The following is a 17,015-nucleotide window of genomic DNA, read 5'->3' on the forward strand; positions in this document are numbered from 1 at the left end:
CTCGTAGCCGATTTACCGCCGGTGCCCTTTGCCGTATTGCATTCTCCACCTGGTTGCGGTCGGTAAGGTGCAGACCTCCTGATAAGGCTTGAACGACCAGGATCGCCCACGAATGCGCGGATTGGTGAGCTCGCCAAGCGTTTATGCCTTCCGACGCTTAATCCGGCAGACTGCGGGCTCAGGTGGGATCCTATTTCAGGAAGTATTTTCTTGCGGTTTATTCCTGTTTGAAGTGCGTAGTTCGAGGGTGTGGGTATGGGTAGCATTTCCAAACTGACACACAAAGGTGAATGCCATGTCTTCTCAACAAAAACTGTCTGTATCGCCTCGCGCACAACACGTATCAAACGGTATTGCGGTTGCTCACCCGATCACTGTGAGCCGCGCTGCAGGTGCTTACCTTTGGGATGACCAAGGTAAGAAATACTTGGACTTCGTAGGTGGTATCGGCGTGCTGAACGTCGGTCACAACCATCCACGCGTAGTCGAAGCGGTACGTAAGCAGTTGGATACCTTCTCGCACATCTGCTTCCAGGTGGCAGCTTACGACCAGTACACCGACCTCGCTGCGAAGCTGAACAACCTGGTGGGCGGCCCGGAGCACTACAAGTCGGTGTTCCTGACTACCGGTGCTGAAGCCGTTGAGAACGCCATCAAGATCGCGCGTGGTTACACCAATCGTCCGGGGGTGATCGCATTCCGTGGCGGTTTCCACGGGCGTACCTTGATGGGTATGACCCTGACTGGCATGAGCCAACCTTATCGCCAGAATTTCGGCCCATACGCCCCGGATATTTACCACACCCCGTACCCGAACGAGTACCGTGGCGTGACCACCGAGAAAGCGCTTGCCGCCTTGCAAGAAGTCTTCGACACGCAGATTGCTGCCGACCGCGTGGCGGCAATCATCATTGAGCCTGTTCAGGGTGACGGCGGTTTCATTCAAGCACCGGTTGAATTCATGCGTGCTCTGCGCAAGAAAACCGAAGAGCTGGGCATCGTTCTGATCTGCGACGAGATCCAGACCGGCTTCGGTCGTACTGGCAAAATGTTTGGCTTCGAGCACTCGGGCATCCAGCCCGACCTGGTAACTGTTGCCAAGAGCCTGGCCGGTGGTTTGCCAATTTCGGGTGTTGTAGGTCGTGCCGCGATCATGGACGCACCTCTGCCTGGTGGTCTGGGTGGTACCTACGGCGGTAACCCGCTGGGCTGCGCAGCAGCACTGGAAGTCATCAAGATTTTCGAGTCCGAGAACCTGACCGAGCGCAGCCGTGCCATTGGTGCGCAGCTCCTGGAAGGCTTCAAGCCTCTGGAAGGTCGTTTCAAGGGCATTGGTCACGTACGTGCCACCGGCGCCATGGCCGCCGTAGAGTTCGTTACCGATCGCGATACCAAAGAGCCCGATGCCGCCACTGCCCAGCGCGTGATTGATGCTGCCCGTGAAGAAGGTCTGCTGGTCATCAAGTGTGGCGTTTACCGTAACGTCGTTCGCTTCATCTGCCCTCTGGTGATTTCCGAGCAGGATGTTGCTGAGGCGCTGGGTATGTTCGAGCGTGCGCTGGTTGCCGCCAAGGCCTGAGCCTGACGGTCTATCGTTTTAGCACCGCAATTATTCTGGAGTGGTTATGACCCCGTTTGAAGCGTTCAATGAGGTTGATATTCGTGTCGGCGAAGTCGTGCGAGTAGAGCTCAATGAAAAAGCAAACAAGCCAGCTTATAAGTTCTGGATCAATTTTGGTGAGCTGGGTGAGAAGACCACCAGCGCTCAGTACACCAAGCTCTACAGCCCTGAAGAACTTGTCGGTAAGCAGGTGGTTTGCGCCGTCAATCTGGGCTCAAGGAAGATTGCAGGCTTCACCTCAGAGGTGTTGATGCTGGGCGTGGATCGCGAGCCGGGTGAGGTGGTTTACCTGACCACTGAACGCCAAGTGCCAATCGGAAGCAAAATTTTCTAACCCTTAGTTGCTGAGCTTCTGTTTGGCGACTAACCCAAAACAAGTAAACCTAAAAGTAGGATATCAAGATGCAACTGACCGACTTCAAAGCGCTGACCTTCGATTGCTACGGCACCCTGATTGACTGGGAAACCGGTATTGTCAACGCTCTCCAGCCGCTGGCAAAGCGCACCGGCAAAACTTTCACTTCCGATGAACTGCTGGAAGTGTTCGGTCGTAACGAGTCGCCTCAGCAGACCGAGACTCCAGGTGCTCTGTATCAGGACATCCTGCGCGCTGTGTACGATCGCATTGCCAAAGAGTGGGGCCTGGAGCCCGACGCCGCTGAGCGCGAAGAGTTCGGCACCTCTGTCAAAAACTGGCCTGCTTTCCCAGACACCGTTGAGGCTCTTCAGTACCTGAAGAACCACTACAAGCTGGTGATCCTGTCCAACATCGATCGCAACGAGTTCAAGCTGAGCAATGCCAAACTGGGTGTTGAGTTCGACCATATCATTACCGCCCAGGATGTTGGTTCGTATAAGCCAAATCCAAACAACTTCACCTTCATGATCGATGCTCTGGGTGAAGCTGGAATCGAGAAGGGCGATATTCTGCACACTGCAGAGAGCCTGTATCACGACCACATCCCTGCCAACGACGCAGGCTTGGCGTCGGCCTGGATCTACCGTCGTCACGGTAAAGAAGGCTATGGTGCTACCCATGTGCCGTCGCGTATGCCAAATATCGATTTCCGTTTCAACAGCATGGGCGAGATGGCTGAAGCCCATAAGAAAGCCCTGAAAGGCTGAGTCAAGAGCCGGTAGCCTTAGGGCTGCCGGCTTTTTCACTTCAATGGTACAAAAGCTATGAATTCACTCGATACGGCAGCAACTAAAACTGGTTTTGGTATGTTGCCTGCCATAGCGGCGGTCATTATCTGGAGTACTCTGGCCGTAAGCGTAACGTTTTGTAGTAATGTTTCGCCCATGTTTATTACGGGTGCTGCGCTTTTCATTGGTGGTGTGATTGGCCTTCCTTGGCTTAAGCTCTGGAAGATGCCTCGCGAATTGTTTTTGATTGGTACGTTTTGCATGTTGACGTACCATGTTATCTATTTTTATGCCTTGCAGCTTGCCGATCCAATCGGCGTTAGTCTGCTTCACTATCTTTGGCCTGTATTCATTGTTTTGCTGGGCCCATTGTTTGTTCGCGGCGGCAAACTAACAGTCAAATCTGTTCTCGCAGGTCTTATTGGCTTTGTAGGTGCTATGATTAGCTGTAACCCTGATCACTCGATCAGCGTTGGCGACTCTTCTAACACCTGGCTGGGCTACACCCTTGCTTTTGTTTCTGCAATCTTCTGGGCTGTATATTCGCTATTAGCGAAGAAGTACCCTCATGTGCCTAGCGCCTCTGTTGGCTTGTATTGTCTTGTTTCTGGAGCTGTTTGCTTAGCGCTTTATCGTACGGGTGCACAGTGGCCGACATTAACCACTAACGAAATCTGGGCGATCTTGTACATGGGCATTGGCCCGATGGGTGGGGCATTCTACCTCTGGGACTATGCGATGAAGAAAGCAAACCATGAACAAGTCGCCGTGCTCAGCTATGCCACGCCTGTGCTATCAACAGCCTTTTTGGCGCTTTACCTGAATGTAGGTATGCAGTGGTATATCTGGGTGGGGGCAGCGTTGGTTGTTGTATCGATGGTCATGTCCAAGAAGACTTAGGCCCCGGCTCTCAAGTAACGAATCAGGAATCTTCGTACTGCGCAGTAATGGTAGAAAGGATTGAATTGGTCACTCGGTTCTGGTCTCTACCTTTTTGTTGTGCTTGCCCCCTCCACACTGGGGGCTTTTTTTTGAGCGTATGTAGCCACCGATCGCTGTGGGCCGAATATCAGTGCGTTGTACTTCTCTCCTGGATGGCTATTTCACATGAGGGGATTCGACCTGCCCGTGATTGATACTTGATTAAAATAAAATGAGGAAAGCAGTTGTGGATACAGTTACAGCAAACAGCAAGGTACAGAGTCAGGAGGGTCAGCTCAAAGCTGGCCTTAAGTCCCGACATTTGACAATGATGTCCATCGCGGGTGTTATCGGAGGATCCCTATTCGTCGGCTCCGGAAGCGTTATCCATAGTGCAGGCCCCGCAGCGTTCCTAGCGTTTCTGGTCGGTGGGGTCTTGATGATGCTCATCATGCGAATGCTTGGTGAAATGGCCACGTCCTCCCCCGACACAGGTTCATTTTCAACGTATGCCGATCGCGCTATTGGCCGCTGGGCAGGATTCACCATTGGCTGGTTGTACTGGGGATATTGGGTGAGTTTAATGGCTTGGGAGGCCTATGTAGCTGGCAAAATTTTAAACGGTTGGTTCCCAAGTATTAGTGTCAACGTCTTTGTGCTGGCAACGACACTCCTATTGATCAGTATCAACTTTTTCAACGTAAAAAACTATGGCGAGTTTGAGTTTTGGTTTGCGCTAATTAAAGTAGTGGCGATTTTTTGCTTCCTAATCGTTTGCTGCCTGGCAGTCACTAACATCTGGACGCTAGGGGAGGTGAGAGGCATCAGCAACCTGACTGCGCACGGCTTCATGCCAAATGGAATAGATCCTGTCGTAGGTGCCATGCTGGGTGTGATGTTTGCGTTCCTGGGCGCTGAAATTGCGACTATTGCAGCGTCCGAGTCTGCAAATCCAGCGCAGCAGATCGTCAAAACGACTAAGTCAGTCGTTTGGCGCGTAGGCTTATTTTACGTCGGGTCAATCTTCCTTATCGTGTGCTTGGTGCCGTGGAATGACCCTATGCTTGGCGAGTCGGGTTATGGCTCATACCGGCGTACACTCGAGCTGTTGGGAGTACCGGGTGCCGAAATGCTGATGAACTTTGTAGTATTGACGTCGGTTAGTAGCTGTCTGATTTCAGCTCACTACACGGCCTCACGCATGCTTTATTCTTTGGCGACACGTGGCGATGCACCATCGTTCTTCAAGTTCACGAAAGCAGAAACGGGAATTCCGTTGTATGCGATCATCGGCTCTTGCGTCGTGGCGGTTGTGTTAGCGTTGATCAATTTCAGCGAAGTGCTGCGCCCTAAGGATATTCTTGATACGCTGATGAACATGACGGGAACCATCGCCCTCTTGGTTTATCTCGTTATCGCGTGTTCACAGTTGAAGATGCGTCGCAAGCTTGAGGCGAGTGGCAGTGACATTCCGTTAAGAATGTGGCTTTTCCCTTGGCTGACATGGGCAGTAATAATCTTCATCGTAGTTTGTCTGGGGGTGATGTCGTTCATGCCTGAGTATCAGGTTCTGGTCATCTCTACTGGTACTGCAGCAATGGCGTTGGTGATCATTGGTGTTGTGCATCAGATACGATGCAGTCGCGCGAGGCTTTGAGAGTACTCACGCTGTGATCTGGGCGTGGTCACATTGAGTTGTACAACCTGGATCAATTCTGGTGGGTGGTGCCAGCGGCTGCCGTCGGCTTACCACCTGCCTTCATTCTGTTCCTAAAGTCTGTGACGTCGGCTCCTATTCAAAGGGCCTGTTTATGCGGGCGGGAACTGGTGGGTGCAGCCGAATGTGTTCAGATGAATTCACTGCATGACGATCGTCCGACCCTGCAACACAAGCTGGGTGCTAGGCGTTTCACTAGATACGAGCGCGAAGCTGAAATTCCTACTCAGAAGTCTCATTCAGCACATGTTCATCCTATTTCGGGTAGGTAGAAGGTTCCAGCCTCGGCGCATAGCATTTACTTTAAATCAATGGTTAAAGCTAGGTCGCATCAGGCTCAACTGCGGGCACATCAAATGGGTGTTCACTGCGCGTTAATCATCGTTGCTATCGGGTAACGCATGCCTTCTTTGTATTCGAATGAAGGCACTACGTTTGCCTACTTTTTTGCATTTCTCTGGAGGTTTTATGAGCTTTAAGCTGCAGCGCGAGGAGTTGATTCTCACCAAGAACTTCATCGCTGGTGTGTGGCAGGACGCAGTATCTGGCGCAACCCTCCCAGTGAACAATCCAGCCTCTGGGGAGCGCGTTAGCCTGGTTCCAGACAGCAACGAGAAGGACGCAAAGGCAGCGGTCGAAGCGGCAGTTGATGCGTTTGAAGCTTGGCGCTCGACGCCTGCCAAGCAGCGAGCGGTAATCTTGAAGCGTTGGAATGATTTGATCATGGCCAACGCTGAAGACCTGGGTAAGATCATTTCTACTGAGCAAGGTAAACCGCTTGCTGAAGCCGTAGGCGAAATTGCCTACGCCGCGAGCTATGTCGAGTGGTTTGCTGAGGAAGCAACTCGGGCAAATGGTGACATCATTCCTCAAGCCGTACATGGCCGCAAAATGGCGGCCTACAGGGAGCCAGTCGGTGTTGTGGCGGCCATCACACCCTGGAACTTCCCGGCGGCGATGATCGCTCGGAAAATCGCTCCAGCATTGGCTGCAGGCTGTACTGTTGTATGTAAGCCTGCGGCGGAAACGCCGCTCACTGCTTTGGCACTGGTCAAGCTCGCCGAAGAGGCTGGCGTCCCGGCTGGCGTCCTTAACATCGTTAATACTTCCGCGTCCAAGACGGTTGCGGATGTGTGGTTAGATGATCCACGTGTTCGCAAAATTACCTTCACTGGCTCGACGCCTGTCGGTAAGCACCTGGCCCACGAATCCTCGCGTACCTTGAAAAAGCTGGCATTGGAGCTGGGCGGCAATGCGCCGTTCATCGTGTTTGAGGACGCTGACATTGATGCCGCCGTAGAAGGCTTGATGGTGGCTAAATTCCGAAACGGCGGGCAGACCTGCGTGTGCCCTAACCGGGTATACGTCCAGTCCAAGGTCTACGGTAATTTCCTGGAAAAACTCACTGCTCGTGTGTCGGCCCTGGTAGTTGGCCCGGCCAGCGATTCGAAGTCGCAGATTGGCCCGATGATCAACGCGAAAGCGATCGCCAAGATTGAAGAGCATGTCAACGATGCAGTAGCTCGGGGTGCTCGCGTCATGGCGGGAGGCAAGCGCCTTTTCACCGAGCAGCGTGCTGAGTCTACCTACTACGCTCCAACCGTTCTGGCCGACGTAGATCCGTCATCCAAATGCTTCCATGAGGAAACTTTCGGCCCGGTAGCCCCGATCACCCGGTTTGAAACCGAGGAAGAGGTCGTCAAGATGGCCAACGACTCGCCTTTCGGCCTGGCATCCTATTTCTACACCAACGATATGCGCCGTGTGCATCGTGTAACCGACGCACTTGAGTGCGGCATCGTCGGTGTGAACGAAGGCGCTCTGGCTGCCGAAGCCGCTCCGTTTGGTGGCGTGAAGGATTCGGGATACGGTCGAGAAGGCTCCGTTCACGGCCTCGAAGAGTACATGCACATCAAATACGTCTGCCAAGGCGGACTGGATTAATTTCCAAGTCCAAGACGTGGGTTGGCTCTGGCCGATGTTGTTTTGGACAGAGCCAACTGTTCATGCATGTATTGCTGAGAGGTCGTATGAAAAAGCTTCAGGAAAAAGATCAACACTGGGTTCACCCGGTCACCGCCCTGATGGATCACCAGGCGAAGGGCGTATGCGCTTGGGAAAGCGCCGAGGGTATCCATTTAGTGGATGTGAACGGTCACCGTGTACAAGACGCATTTTCGGGGCTCTGGTGCGTAAACGCTGGTTACGGCCAACAATCGATTGTTGAAGCGGCGAAGAAGCAGCTCGAAGTCCTGCCGTACGCAACCGGATACTTTGGCTTCGGGAGCGAGCCTGCAATCGAACTGGCATATCGCTTGGCCAAGCTGGCTCCACCAGGCCTGAATCACGTCATCTTTGGCCAAGGTGGATCGGACGCTGTCGATACCGCTATTCGTACTGTTCGCTATTACTTCAATGCCATCGGACAACCCGAGAAGAAACACTTCATCGCGGTGCAACGTGGCTATCATGGCTCGTCGGCTGTAGGGAGCGGCCTGACCGCACTTCCAGTTTTCCATCGATATTTCGATGTGCCTACGTCAACTCAGCATCACATCGAAGCACCTTACCCTTACCGCCACAGCGCCGGGCCAGACGAGACTGCTGTCTTGGCAGCCACCGTTGCCGCACTCAAAAGCAAGGTTCAAGAAATTGGGCAGGGTAACGTAGCGGCATTCATCTGTGAGCCCATCATCGGCTCTGGTGGAGTCATTGTGCCTCCGGCTGGCTATTTGAAAGCGATGCGGGCTACTTGCGATGAGCTTGGAATCCTGCTGATCGTTGACGAAGTTATCACTGGGTTTGGCCGCACCGGCCCGATGTTCGGCTGTGAGCATGAAGGCGTCAGTCCGGACGTTATGACCATGGCTAAGGGCCTGACATCCGGTTACGCGCCAATGGGCGCGACTATTATTTCTGAACGAATGTACGCGGCGATTGCGGAGGCTGGATCTGACGGCACACCCTTTGGTCATGGTCAAACCTATGCCGGCCATCCTGTCAGCGCGGCCATCGCCAATGCTACGCTCGACCTTTACGAGAATGGGCTCCTGAAAAATGGCACTGAAGTAGGTGAGTACTTCCAGAGCAAACTGCGGTCGTTGGAAAAACTGGATGTGGTAGGCCAGGTACGTGGACGCGGGATGCTGGCGGGTGTCGAACTGGTAGCAGACAAACACACCAGAGCGAAGCCTGATGCCAAGTTGAAGGTGGGCCAAAAGATCCTTGCCCATGCGTTCAGCGAGGGCCTTGTATTCCGAGCTTTCAACGACGACATCCTCGGGTTCGCTCCTTCGCTGAACTATACCCACGCTGATGTCGACAAGTTGATTGAGATTCTGACCTTCTCTATCGAGAAGGTGACGGGCACAAGGTGGGGCTGAACGTCAGCTGGTAGGGCAGTGTAGATATCGTTGTGGGAGCGGGCTTGCCCCGCGATCTGCCGCAACGCGGCAGCAAAGCCTGAATTCGCGGCGACTTTGACGCTAGTCGATATCGGGTATAGGAGCGCTTCGCACTCCATCGCGGGGCAAGCCCGCTCCCACAAGACTTGTCGTATAGAGCCTAGCAGTCATCCGTTGGCCGTTGACCAGGTGCAGACCTTGGAAACCCTGGTGCCTACCCGTTGGTGCTGCGCGAGAGTGGGGCGGGGGTGAGGCAGATTGTCGAGCGGGCCTTGTGATGCCCCATGCCGCCACGCCGTCGCGGGCGGCGGCGCGGTTCATGGAGTTATGTGTGGGCCAGCTGAAAAAGGGTTAGCAGAGCTGGCCTCTCGCGGCGGCATCAACCCACCTTGAACACGTGCTTGAGATACGCCACGAAGTTCTCGTCCCGGCATTGGGTCTTGCCCGGGCTGTCGGAAATCTTCGCCACCGGCGCCCCATTGCACGCCGTCATCTTGATCACGATGTTCATCGGCTCCACCCCTGGGATATCGCAGGTGAGGTTGGTGCCGATGCCAAAGCTCACGTTAATCCGCTCATGCAGTGCGCGGTACAGGCCAAGCGCCTTGGCGAAATCCAGCCCATCCGAGAAGATCAGCGTTTTGCTTCGCGGGTCGATCCCCAGTTTTTCATAGTGGGCAATGGCCTTTTCTGCCCATGCCAGCGGGTCGCCCGAGTCGTGGCGCAGGCCATCGAACAGCTTGGCGAAGTACAAGTCGAAATCCCCCATGAACGCATCCATGGTGATGCAATCGGTCAAGGCGATGCCCAGTAGCCCGCGGTATTCCCGTACCCAGCATTCCAGCGCAGCGGCCTGGCTGTCGACCAGGCGCGGGCCCAGTTGCTGGTGGGCCATGAACCATTCGTGGGCCATGGTGCCGATGGGCTTGAGTTCCAATTCGCGGGCCAGGTGCACGTTGCTGGTGCCGACCAGGCGGCCAGGGAAGTCGCGCTTGAGAATGTGCACGACCTGCTCCTGGACCCGGTACGAGAAGCGCCGTCGGGTGCCGAAATCGGCCAGTTGAAAGCCTGCCAGCTCATCGGCATTCGCTTCGGCCTTGAGCCAGTCAAGCTTCTGGTACAGCCGCTCGCCCACGTGTTCCATCACCACTTCCCGATAGCGGTAGCGGTTGCGCGCTTCGCTGATGATTGCCAGCAGCGGGATCTCGTAGAGGATCACGTGCAGCCACGGCCCGCGCACGCGGATTGCCAGCTGCCCGGCGTCGTCCAGGCCGACCTGCACGTAGCGCAGGTTGAAACGGAACAGGCTCAGAAAGCGGATGAAGTCCGGTTTGATGAACGGGATTTTTTCGAGGTAGGCCAGTTGGTCGTGGGTGACGGTGACATCGGCCAGTTGCTCGACCTGGTAGCGGATTTCTGCCAAGTAAGGGGAGAGGTCCTCACCGTTACGGCAGCGGAATTCCCATTCCACCTCGGCGTTGGGGTAGTTGTGCAGCACCGCCTGCATCATGGTGATCTTGTAGAAGTCGGTGTCCAGCAGGTTCTGGATGATGCGCGGGCCGAAAACGCTGTCACTCATGGGCGGTCTTCCTTGATCAGCGAGAGTTGGTAGTCGAGCGCGGCTTCGTCGCCGCAGAGGATGACACCCTCGGCGGCCAATGCGCCGCAGGCAGCGATGGCGCCGGCCTGGGTGAGGGCGCGGCAAGCCGGCAGGTACAGCAACACCTGGAACCCGGCCCGGCGCAGCTGGTGGGCGGTGGTCTTGACGCAGTAGTCCAGGGCCAGGCCGCCGACGATCACGGCACCCACCTGCTGCACCTTGAGGTATTCGATCACCCCAGTGGAGCGGCGTTCGGCCAGGTCGTGGTAGCAGGCGCCATAGGGGTGCAAGTCGGGTTCGACGCCTTTCCACACGAAGTAGTCGTAATCGATGGGGGCGGGCAGGCCAGGCAGCAGTTCGAAGCCGGGTGTGCCTGGCACGCAGTGGCTGACCCAGGTCAGGTCGGCATTGGCCAGCGGCAGGGATTGCAGCATCTGGGCCGGGTCGGCAACCACCCAGGCTGCATTGGCCGGGTGAGCGTCCTTGCTGCCCAAGCGCAAGTCTGCACGCAGGGCCATGGCGTTGAGGTCGGCGGCGATTTCATCGCCCTCGGGCACGGGTAGTTCCTGCGGGGCGTTGGCGGTGAAGCCGTTTTGCGCGTCGACATCGAAACTGGCGATCTTCATGGTGCTCTCCTCGCTGGCATGGCTATATATTCCACCTGGTGCATTAAGTGTGTCAAGCACTAGCTAATGAAACAAAGCCCCTTGTGCTACTTAACTGCTCTGGTGGATTATTGAGTTACTGAAGCGTGGAGCGTTCCCTTGAGTAGCACTGAAGTCTTGGCCAGCGTCGATATCGTCGCCTTGCGCATGGCCCCTGAAGCCCAGCATCTGCAAGTGTTGTTGCACCGCCGTGAGCGCGAACCGCACGCCGGCCAGTGGGCCTTGCCGGGTGTGATCGTCAACGGCCGTATCCCCGACACCAGCCTGGAGGGCGCGGCCGACCGCGCTTTGCGGGAGAAGGCCCGGGTGGCGCCGTGCTACATGGAACAGGTGGGTACCGAAGGCAATGCGTTCCGTGACCCGCGTGGCTGGTCGCTGAGCACCTACTACCTGGCCTTGCTCGCCCCTGGGCAGACCGTTGAAGGTGAGCAGCTGGCGTTTGTCGATATGGACAGCGTGCTGGGGCGCGGGGTGCTCTTGCCATTCGACCACAACTTGCTGGTGGAGCGCGCCCGCGAACGGCTGGCGGCGAAGACTGTGTATAGCAGCTTGCCGCTGTACCTGCTGGCCGAGAAGTTCACCGTGCTCGATGCCTTGGGGGCAGTGCAGGCGTGCCTGGGGCAGGCGGTGAACAACACCTCGCTGCGCAAACGCCTGGAGCGCTTGCGCGAGCTGGGGTGGGTGAGGGATACCGGGGAGAAGAACCAGCCTAAGCTGGGTAGGCCGCAGCAGTTGTTTCAGTACACGCCGCAGGGGGAGCGGCCGTTCATGTTTGACCGCAGTTTGTTGCCGGAAGGCGGGCTGTCTTAACTGCGGGCAGGCTACTGTCGCTGGAGCTAGTGCGCGCAGCGGCTGGTATCACCGTGCTCCACCGGCGCCTTGCGCGCCGCAGCCAGCAGCGTCGCCAACACGATCAACGCCGCCCCCGCCGCCATGCGCACACTCGGCTGCTCGCCAAACAACCACCACGCCCCAAGAATCGCATACACCGGCTCCAGCGCGATGATCATGCCGGCGGTACGCGCTTCAAGGCCTTCCAGGCTCTTGACGAACAGGAACTGCGACAGCCCGGTGCAGAACACGCCCAGCAGTGCCAGATTGAGCCAGTCATGGCTGCCTAGGCTAGTGCTGCCCAAGTGGGTGAAGGCGAACGGTGCCACCAGCGCGGCCACGACCACGTTCTGCCAGAACGCCACCTGCATCGCGTTCATGCTCGATGCGCGGCGGCGGTTAGCGACCGTCAGCAAGGCGAAGGCAAGGCCAGACCCCAAACCCCACAGCAGGCCGACAGTGCCTTTGTCGAGCAGGTCGAAGGTGGGCACGACCAGCACCAGGCCTGCCGTCACCATCAGCAATAACAAACCTTGGGTGGCGCCAATGCGTTGGCCGAACACACCGCGCTCGATCATGGCGATAAAGGCGGGGAAGCTGGCAAAGCCCAGGGTCGCCACGGCCACCCCACCGACCTTGACGGCAATGAAGAAGGTCACCCAGTGGGCAGCCAGCAGCGCGCCGGTCAGGCCGAGGATTGGCAGGTTGCGCAAGGTCAGGGCGTCGAGCAAGCGGGTGCCCTTGAGCCCGGCGACAAAACCCAGAGCAATGAAGGCAAAGGTGGCGCGGCCGAAGGTGATGATGCTGGCGTCGGCTTCGATCAAGTGGCCCAGGATGCCGGTCAGGCCGAACAGGACGGCGGCGATGTGGGCAACGAGCAGCGCGTTGCGGTGGCCGGTGGAGGCACCGGCTACGGGGAGGGAGGTAGCGATCATGGCAGTCAAATTCTTCACAATGTGCGCGCGCAAGCACTCCCGGCCGACGCGTCGCGGGTCTTCAAAACTGGGAGTTTTATCGTTATGAGCCCGGACGAATTGCCCGGTGCAAAAAGGCGCCACAGCGTTGGAATTGTGAAGCGAGGCTGTTTACTCGCAATTACCGCGTCTGCCAGCCCACGGCGCGGGGCTGGCTGATATGTGTATTATTTTTGTATACAGGGTTGCGAGGCCGGTCGCGGGCGACGTCTGGTTGTCTGATCGCGACATTGATCGTTGTCGCGCCGCGCCGCCTTACTCTTCGCCGTAGTTCATGATCGACAGCAGGCGGATGGGCACCTGCACGAGCTGCTCCGGCCCGTGCGGGGTTTCGCCATCAAAGGTCAGGCTGTCACCCGCGTGCATGTGATAGAGCTGGTTGCCGTGGCGGTACACCAGTTCACCCTCCAGCAAATGCAGAAACTCCGTGCCTGGGTGGGCGAAGGTCGGGAACTCTTCGCTGGCGTCATCCATGCTCACCATGTAGGCCTCGAAGTGCTTCTTCGGGCCCCTGGCGTGATTGAGCAAATGATAGGTGTGGCCCTTTTCCGTGCCCCGGCGCACCACCTCCAGCCCTTCACCGGCCTTCACCAGCAGTGCATTGCCGTCAGGTTGGTCGTACTGGCTGAACAGCTTCGCCATCGGCATACCCAGCACATCGCACAGGCGGCTGAGGGTATCGAGGCTGGTGGACACCTGGGCGTTCTCGATTTTGCTCAGCATCCCTTGGCTGATACCGGCGATGCGCGCCACATCGGCGAGTTTGAGGGACTGGGCCTGGCGCTGGCGCTTGATCTGCAAGCCCAGGTACTGCTCCAGGCGAAGGCGCGGTTGGGTTTCGGTCGGCATCTAATGTCCTGCACGGTTTCAGTTCAAGAATAAAGATTTCGCACTGAGAAAGTGCGAAATGCTGCTGCGGTGGCAGCCGTTTTCCTCAGGTGAAAACAAGTTTCCCATATCTACAACGGAATTTCCTGGGTAATGGCGGCTGGCCTCTTCGCGCCGAACCGCCGCGAAAAGGCCGGTGGAGGTAAACCTGGCAAGCGCTTTGCATTCCTGTGATGAAAGTAAGTTTCCCATGCGGAATTACAAGCAGCCCCTTACCCAGGAGTGTTCAACCCATGTTGCCAGCAGAAACCCAGCGCACCCTCGATCAGCACGGCATCAAGTATGTGCTGGCGCAGTTTGTCGACATCCATGGCTCGGCAAAGACCAAATCGGTGCCGGTCTCGGGCCTCAAGATGGTGGCCGAGGAGGGCGCCGGTTTTGCCGGGTTCGCCATCTGCGGCATGGGCATGGAGCCACACGGCCCGGACTTCATGGCCCGGGGCGACCTGGCCACGTTGATCCCGGTCCCCTGGCAGCCCGGCTATGGCCGGGTGGTGTGCGTCGGCCATGTCAACGGCCAGCCCTGGCCTTATGACAGCCGCTACGTTCTGCAGCAGCAGGTGCAGCGCCTGGCCGACAAGGGCTGGACGCTGAACACCGGGCTTGAGCCCGAGTTCAGCCTGTTCCGCCGTGACGAAGGCGGCAAGCTGCAATTGGTGGATGCCTCCGACAACCTCGACAAGCCGTGCTACGACTACAAGGGCCTGTCGCGTTCGCGGTTGTTTCTGGAGCGCCTGACCGAAGCCTTGCAACCCGTGGGCTTCGACATCTACCAGATCGACCACGAAGACGCCAACGGCCAGTTCGAGATCAACTACACCTACAGCGACGCCATGGAGTCGGCCGACCGCTTCACGTTCTTCCGCATGGCGGCCGGCGAAATCGCCAACGACCTGGGGATGATCTGCTCGTTCATGCCCAAGCCCGACCCCAAGCGCGCTGGCAATGGCATGCACTTTCACCTGTCGCTGGCCAGCAGCACCAACAAGAATCTGTTCCATGACGCCAGCGACAGCAGCGGCATGGGCCTGTCGAAGCTGGCGTACCACTTCGCCGCTGGCCTGATGGCCCACGGCCCGGCGCTGTGTGCCTTCGCGGCGCCAACCGTCAACTCCTACAAACGCCTGGTGGTTGGCCGCTCGTTGTCCGGCTCGACCTGGGCCCCAGCCTTCGTTGCCTGGGGCGCCAACAACCGCTCGGCGATGGTCCGCATCCCCTACGGGCGCCTTGAGTTCCGCTTGCCGGACGCGGGCTGCAACCCGTACCTGGTCACTGCCGCGATCATCGCTGCTGGCCTGGATGGTATCGACCGCCAGCTCGACCCAGGCGAGATGTGCAACGAGAACCTCTACACCCTGAGCCTCGAAGAAATCGCCGCACGCGGTATCAAGACCCTGCCGCAATCGCTCAAGGAAGCCGCCGACGCGCTCGAGGCCGACCCCCTGTTCCGCGAGGTGCTCGGCGCCGAGATCGTCGACGAGTTCATCAAGCTCAAGCGCATGGAGTGGGTGGAGTATTGCCGCCACGTTTCCGACTGGGAAATCCAGCGCTACACCGAGTTTTTCTGACCGCCCCCATCCCTTGGGCGGCCCTCAAAACAGCGGTCGCCCACTGCCTAGTAAGGAGCATCACCATGTGTGGAATCGTAGGTCTGTACCTGAAGAAGCCTGAGCTGGAAGCCCAGCTCGGCAAGCTCTTCGAACCCATGCTGCACGCCATGACCGACCGTGGCCCTGACAGCGCTGGCTTTGCCATTTACGGCGATGAAGTGGCGGACGGCTGGGTGAAACTGACGTTGCAGGCCCTTGATGGGGGCTATTCGTGGGCCAGCTTGATGGGGCAGCTGGAAGGGCGCCTGGGCTGTTCGCTGGACTGGTTTCAGAACGCCAGCGCCGCCGTGCTCAAGGTGCACACCACGGAAGCCGCCGCCCGTGCTGCATTGGCCGAGCTGGCCCCCGAAGTACGCATCATGAGCGCCGGGCAGAGCATCGAAATCCTTAAGGGCATGGGCCTGCCGGCTGAGATTTCCAGCCGCTTCGGCCTGGCCGGCATGAAGGGCAGCCACATCATCGGCCACACCCGCATGGCCACCGAAAGCGCGGTGACCCTGGAGGGCAGCCACCCGTTCTCCACCGGCGCCGACCTGTGCCTGGTGCACAACGGGTCGCTGTCCAACCACTTCCGCCTGCGCCAGGAACTCAAGCGTGAAGGCATCAGCTTCGAGACCGACAACGACACCGAAGTGGCTGCCGGCTACCTGACCTGGCGCCTGCAGCAGGGCGACACCCTGGCCAAGGCTTTGGACGGGGCTCTGCAAGACCTGGACGGGTTCTTCACCTTTGCCATTGGCACCCGCAACGGCTTCGCGGTGATTCGCGACCCGATCGCCTGCAAGCCAGCGGTGCTGGCCGAAACCGACGACTACGTGGCCATGGCCTCCGAATACCAGGCCCTGGCCAGCCTGCCCGGTATTGAAAACGCCAAGGTCTGGGAGCCGGCGCCGGCCACCCTGTACGTCTGGGAGCGCGAAAGCGCCTGACCTGCCACCGAACCTCTGGAGAACCTTATGAAGACGATCGACCTTTCCAGCACTTCGGTGCGTGTCCTTAACCAGTCCCTGCACGGTGAGGTGCAAGACCGTGAGTGGCGCGTGATGCGCCCCGACGGCAAACACAACCTGGCTGTCGGCATCAACGAAGACGTTTCGGTAGAGATCGACGGCCATGCCGGCTACTACTGCGCCGGCATGAACCAGAAAGCCAACATTACGGTGCACGGCAATGTGGGCGTGGGCGTGGCGGAAAACATGATGTCCGGCTCGGTGCGGGTCAAGGGCAGTGCCTCCCAGGCCGCCGGTGCAACCGCCCACGGCGGGTTGCTGGTGATCGAGGGCGACGCTGGTGCCCGTTGCGGTATTTCCATGAAGGGCGTCGACATCGTGGTCGGCGGCAGCATTGGCCACATGAGCTGCTTCATGGGCCAGGCCGGGCGTTTGGTGGTGTGCGGCGATGCCGGCGATGCGCTGGGCGACTCGCTGTACGAGGTGCGCATCTACGTCAAGGGCACGGTCCAGTCGCTGGGTTCGGACTGTATCGAGAAAGAGATGCGCGCCGAGCACCTGCAAGAGCTTCAAGCGCTGCTGAACGACGCGGGCCTCGATCATAAAGCCGCCGATTTCAAACGGTATGGCTCGGCCCGTCAGCTGTACAACTTCAAAGTCGACAACGCCTCCGCGTACTGATCAAGGA

General features: G+C 57.9%; 15 protein-coding genes and 1 pseudogene. 12 read left to right on the top strand and 4 right to left on the bottom strand.

Annotation, left to right across the window (positions count from 1 at the left end; genetic code table 11):
- The first annotated feature begins 295 nt into the window (after positions 1-295).
- The 8 genes and pseudogenes from gabT to OO306_RS14060 form a co-directional block, all read left to right on the top strand.
- On the top strand, positions 296-1,579 hold the full coding sequence (gabT, locus tag OO306_RS14025; RefSeq protein WP_099429039.1) for a 4-aminobutyrate--2-oxoglutarate transaminase: 1,284 nt from the start codon (positions 296-298) through the stop codon (positions 1,577-1,579).
- Positions 1,580-1,625: 46 nt separating this feature from the next.
- Positions 1,626-1,955 (top strand): tRNA-binding protein, encoded by a 330-nt coding sequence (locus OO306_RS14030; protein WP_099429040.1) that lies wholly within the window; start codon positions 1,626-1,628, stop codon positions 1,953-1,955.
- A gap of 68 nt (positions 1,956-2,023) precedes the next feature.
- A complete protein-coding gene (locus OO306_RS14035; protein WP_238217181.1) occupies positions 2,024-2,746 on the top strand; it encodes a haloacid dehalogenase type II in 723 nt (240 codons plus the stop codon).
- 57 nt (positions 2,747-2,803) lie between these two features.
- A complete protein-coding gene (locus OO306_RS14040) occupies positions 2,804-3,667 on the top strand; it encodes a DMT family transporter (RefSeq protein ID WP_265969087.1) in 864 nt (287 codons plus the stop codon).
- A 268-nt stretch (positions 3,668-3,935) separates the two neighbouring features.
- Positions 3,936-5,345: an amino acid permease gene (locus tag OO306_RS14045; RefSeq protein ID WP_265969088.1), complete on the top strand. Its 1,410-nt coding sequence runs from the start codon at positions 3,936-3,938 to the stop codon at positions 5,343-5,345.
- A 528-nt stretch (positions 5,346-5,873) separates the two neighbouring features.
- A complete protein-coding gene (locus OO306_RS14050; RefSeq protein WP_265969089.1) occupies positions 5,874-7,349 on the top strand; it encodes an NAD-dependent succinate-semialdehyde dehydrogenase in 1,476 nt (491 codons plus the stop codon).
- A gap of 86 nt (positions 7,350-7,435) precedes the next feature.
- Positions 7,436-8,788: an aminotransferase class III-fold pyridoxal phosphate-dependent enzyme gene (locus OO306_RS14055; RefSeq protein WP_265969090.1), complete on the top strand. Its 1,353-nt coding sequence runs from the start codon at positions 7,436-7,438 to the stop codon at positions 8,786-8,788.
- A gap of 189 nt (positions 8,789-8,977) precedes the next feature.
- A pseudogene (locus tag OO306_RS14060) lies at positions 8,978-9,164 on the top strand (hypothetical protein); the annotation flags it as partial.
- A gap of 24 nt (positions 9,165-9,188) precedes the next feature.
- Here the strand turns inward: OO306_RS14060 and pncB are convergent.
- Positions 9,189-10,388, bottom strand: coding sequence for a nicotinate phosphoribosyltransferase (pncB, locus tag OO306_RS14065; RefSeq protein WP_265969091.1), 1,200 nt, complete (start codon positions 10,386-10,388; stop codon positions 9,189-9,191).
- The gene (locus OO306_RS14070; protein WP_027595358.1) at positions 10,385-11,035 is read right to left on the bottom strand and encodes an isochorismatase family protein; all 651 of its coding nucleotides are present in this window, start codon (positions 11,033-11,035) and stop codon (positions 10,385-10,387) included. The genes pncB and OO306_RS14070 overlap by 4 nt, the downstream gene beginning before the upstream one ends.
- 138 nt (positions 11,036-11,173) lie before the next feature.
- Here OO306_RS14070 and OO306_RS14075 point away from each other — a divergent pair, with 138 nt between their 5' ends.
- On the top strand, positions 11,174-11,884 hold the full coding sequence (locus OO306_RS14075) for an NUDIX hydrolase (protein ID WP_265969092.1): 711 nt from the start codon (positions 11,174-11,176) through the stop codon (positions 11,882-11,884).
- A gap of 26 nt (positions 11,885-11,910) precedes the next feature.
- On the opposite strand, the gene OO306_RS14080 is transcribed toward OO306_RS14075, so the two are convergent.
- Together OO306_RS14080 and OO306_RS14085 are read right to left on the bottom strand one after the other, a co-directional pair.
- Positions 11,911-12,840 (bottom strand): DMT family transporter, encoded by a 930-nt coding sequence (locus tag OO306_RS14080; protein ID WP_265969093.1) that lies wholly within the window; start codon positions 12,838-12,840, stop codon positions 11,911-11,913.
- Between the two features lie 294 nt (positions 12,841-13,134).
- On the bottom strand, positions 13,135-13,728 hold the full coding sequence (locus OO306_RS14085; RefSeq protein WP_027595361.1) for a cupin domain-containing protein: 594 nt from the start codon (positions 13,726-13,728) through the stop codon (positions 13,135-13,137).
- Positions 13,729-14,000: 272 nt separating this feature from the next.
- Between OO306_RS14085 and glnT the strand changes: the two genes are divergently transcribed.
- The 3 genes from glnT to OO306_RS14100 all read left to right on the top strand — a co-directional run bounded on the left by glnT (position 14,001) and on the right by OO306_RS14100 (position 17,008).
- A complete protein-coding gene (gene glnT / locus OO306_RS14090; protein WP_027595362.1) occupies positions 14,001-15,335 on the top strand; it encodes a type III glutamate--ammonia ligase in 1,335 nt (444 codons plus the stop codon).
- Between the two features lie 65 nt (positions 15,336-15,400).
- Positions 15,401-16,306 (top strand): glutamine amidotransferase family protein, encoded by a 906-nt coding sequence (locus OO306_RS14095; RefSeq protein ID WP_027595363.1) that lies wholly within the window; start codon positions 15,401-15,403, stop codon positions 16,304-16,306.
- 27 nt (positions 16,307-16,333) lie between these two features.
- Entirely contained in the window at positions 16,334-17,008 is a 675-nt protein-coding gene (locus OO306_RS14100) for a protein glxC (RefSeq protein WP_099453777.1), read from the top strand.
- The last annotated feature ends 7 nt before the right edge of the window (positions 17,009-17,015 follow it).

The organism is Pseudomonas sp. DCB_AW (assembly GCF_026240895.1).
Lineage (GTDB): Bacteria > Pseudomonadota > Gammaproteobacteria > Pseudomonadales > Pseudomonadaceae > Aquipseudomonas > Aquipseudomonas kermanshahensis.

Coding starts and splice junctions, on each gene's coding strand:
- OO306_RS14055 (WP_265969090.1), top strand. CDS start 7,436: ATGAAAAAGCTTCAGGAAAAAGATCAACACTGGGTTCACCCGGTCACC.
- OO306_RS14085 (WP_027595361.1), bottom strand. CDS start 13,728: ATGCCGACCGAAACCCAACCGCGCCTTCGCCTGGAGCAGTACCTGGGC.
- gabT (WP_099429039.1), top strand. CDS start 296: ATGTCTTCTCAACAAAAACTGTCTGTATCGCCTCGCGCACAACACGTA.
- OO306_RS14030 (WP_099429040.1), top strand. CDS start 1,626: ATGACCCCGTTTGAAGCGTTCAATGAGGTTGATATTCGTGTCGGCGAA.
- OO306_RS14080 (WP_265969093.1), bottom strand. CDS start 12,840: ATGATCGCTACCTCCCTCCCCGTAGCCGGTGCCTCCACCGGCCACCGC.
- OO306_RS14095 (WP_027595363.1), top strand. CDS start 15,401: ATGTGTGGAATCGTAGGTCTGTACCTGAAGAAGCCTGAGCTGGAAGCC.
- OO306_RS14040 (WP_265969087.1), top strand. CDS start 2,804: ATGAATTCACTCGATACGGCAGCAACTAAAACTGGTTTTGGTATGTTG.
- glnT (WP_027595362.1), top strand. CDS start 14,001: ATGTTGCCAGCAGAAACCCAGCGCACCCTCGATCAGCACGGCATCAAG.
- OO306_RS14035 (WP_238217181.1), top strand. CDS start 2,024: ATGCAACTGACCGACTTCAAAGCGCTGACCTTCGATTGCTACGGCACC.
- pncB (WP_265969091.1), bottom strand. CDS start 10,388: ATGAGTGACAGCGTTTTCGGCCCGCGCATCATCCAGAACCTGCTGGAC.
- OO306_RS14050 (WP_265969089.1), top strand. CDS start 5,874: ATGAGCTTTAAGCTGCAGCGCGAGGAGTTGATTCTCACCAAGAACTTC.
- OO306_RS14070 (WP_027595358.1), bottom strand. CDS start 11,035: ATGAAGATCGCCAGTTTCGATGTCGACGCGCAAAACGGCTTCACCGCC.
- OO306_RS14100 (WP_099453777.1), top strand. CDS start 16,334: ATGAAGACGATCGACCTTTCCAGCACTTCGGTGCGTGTCCTTAACCAG.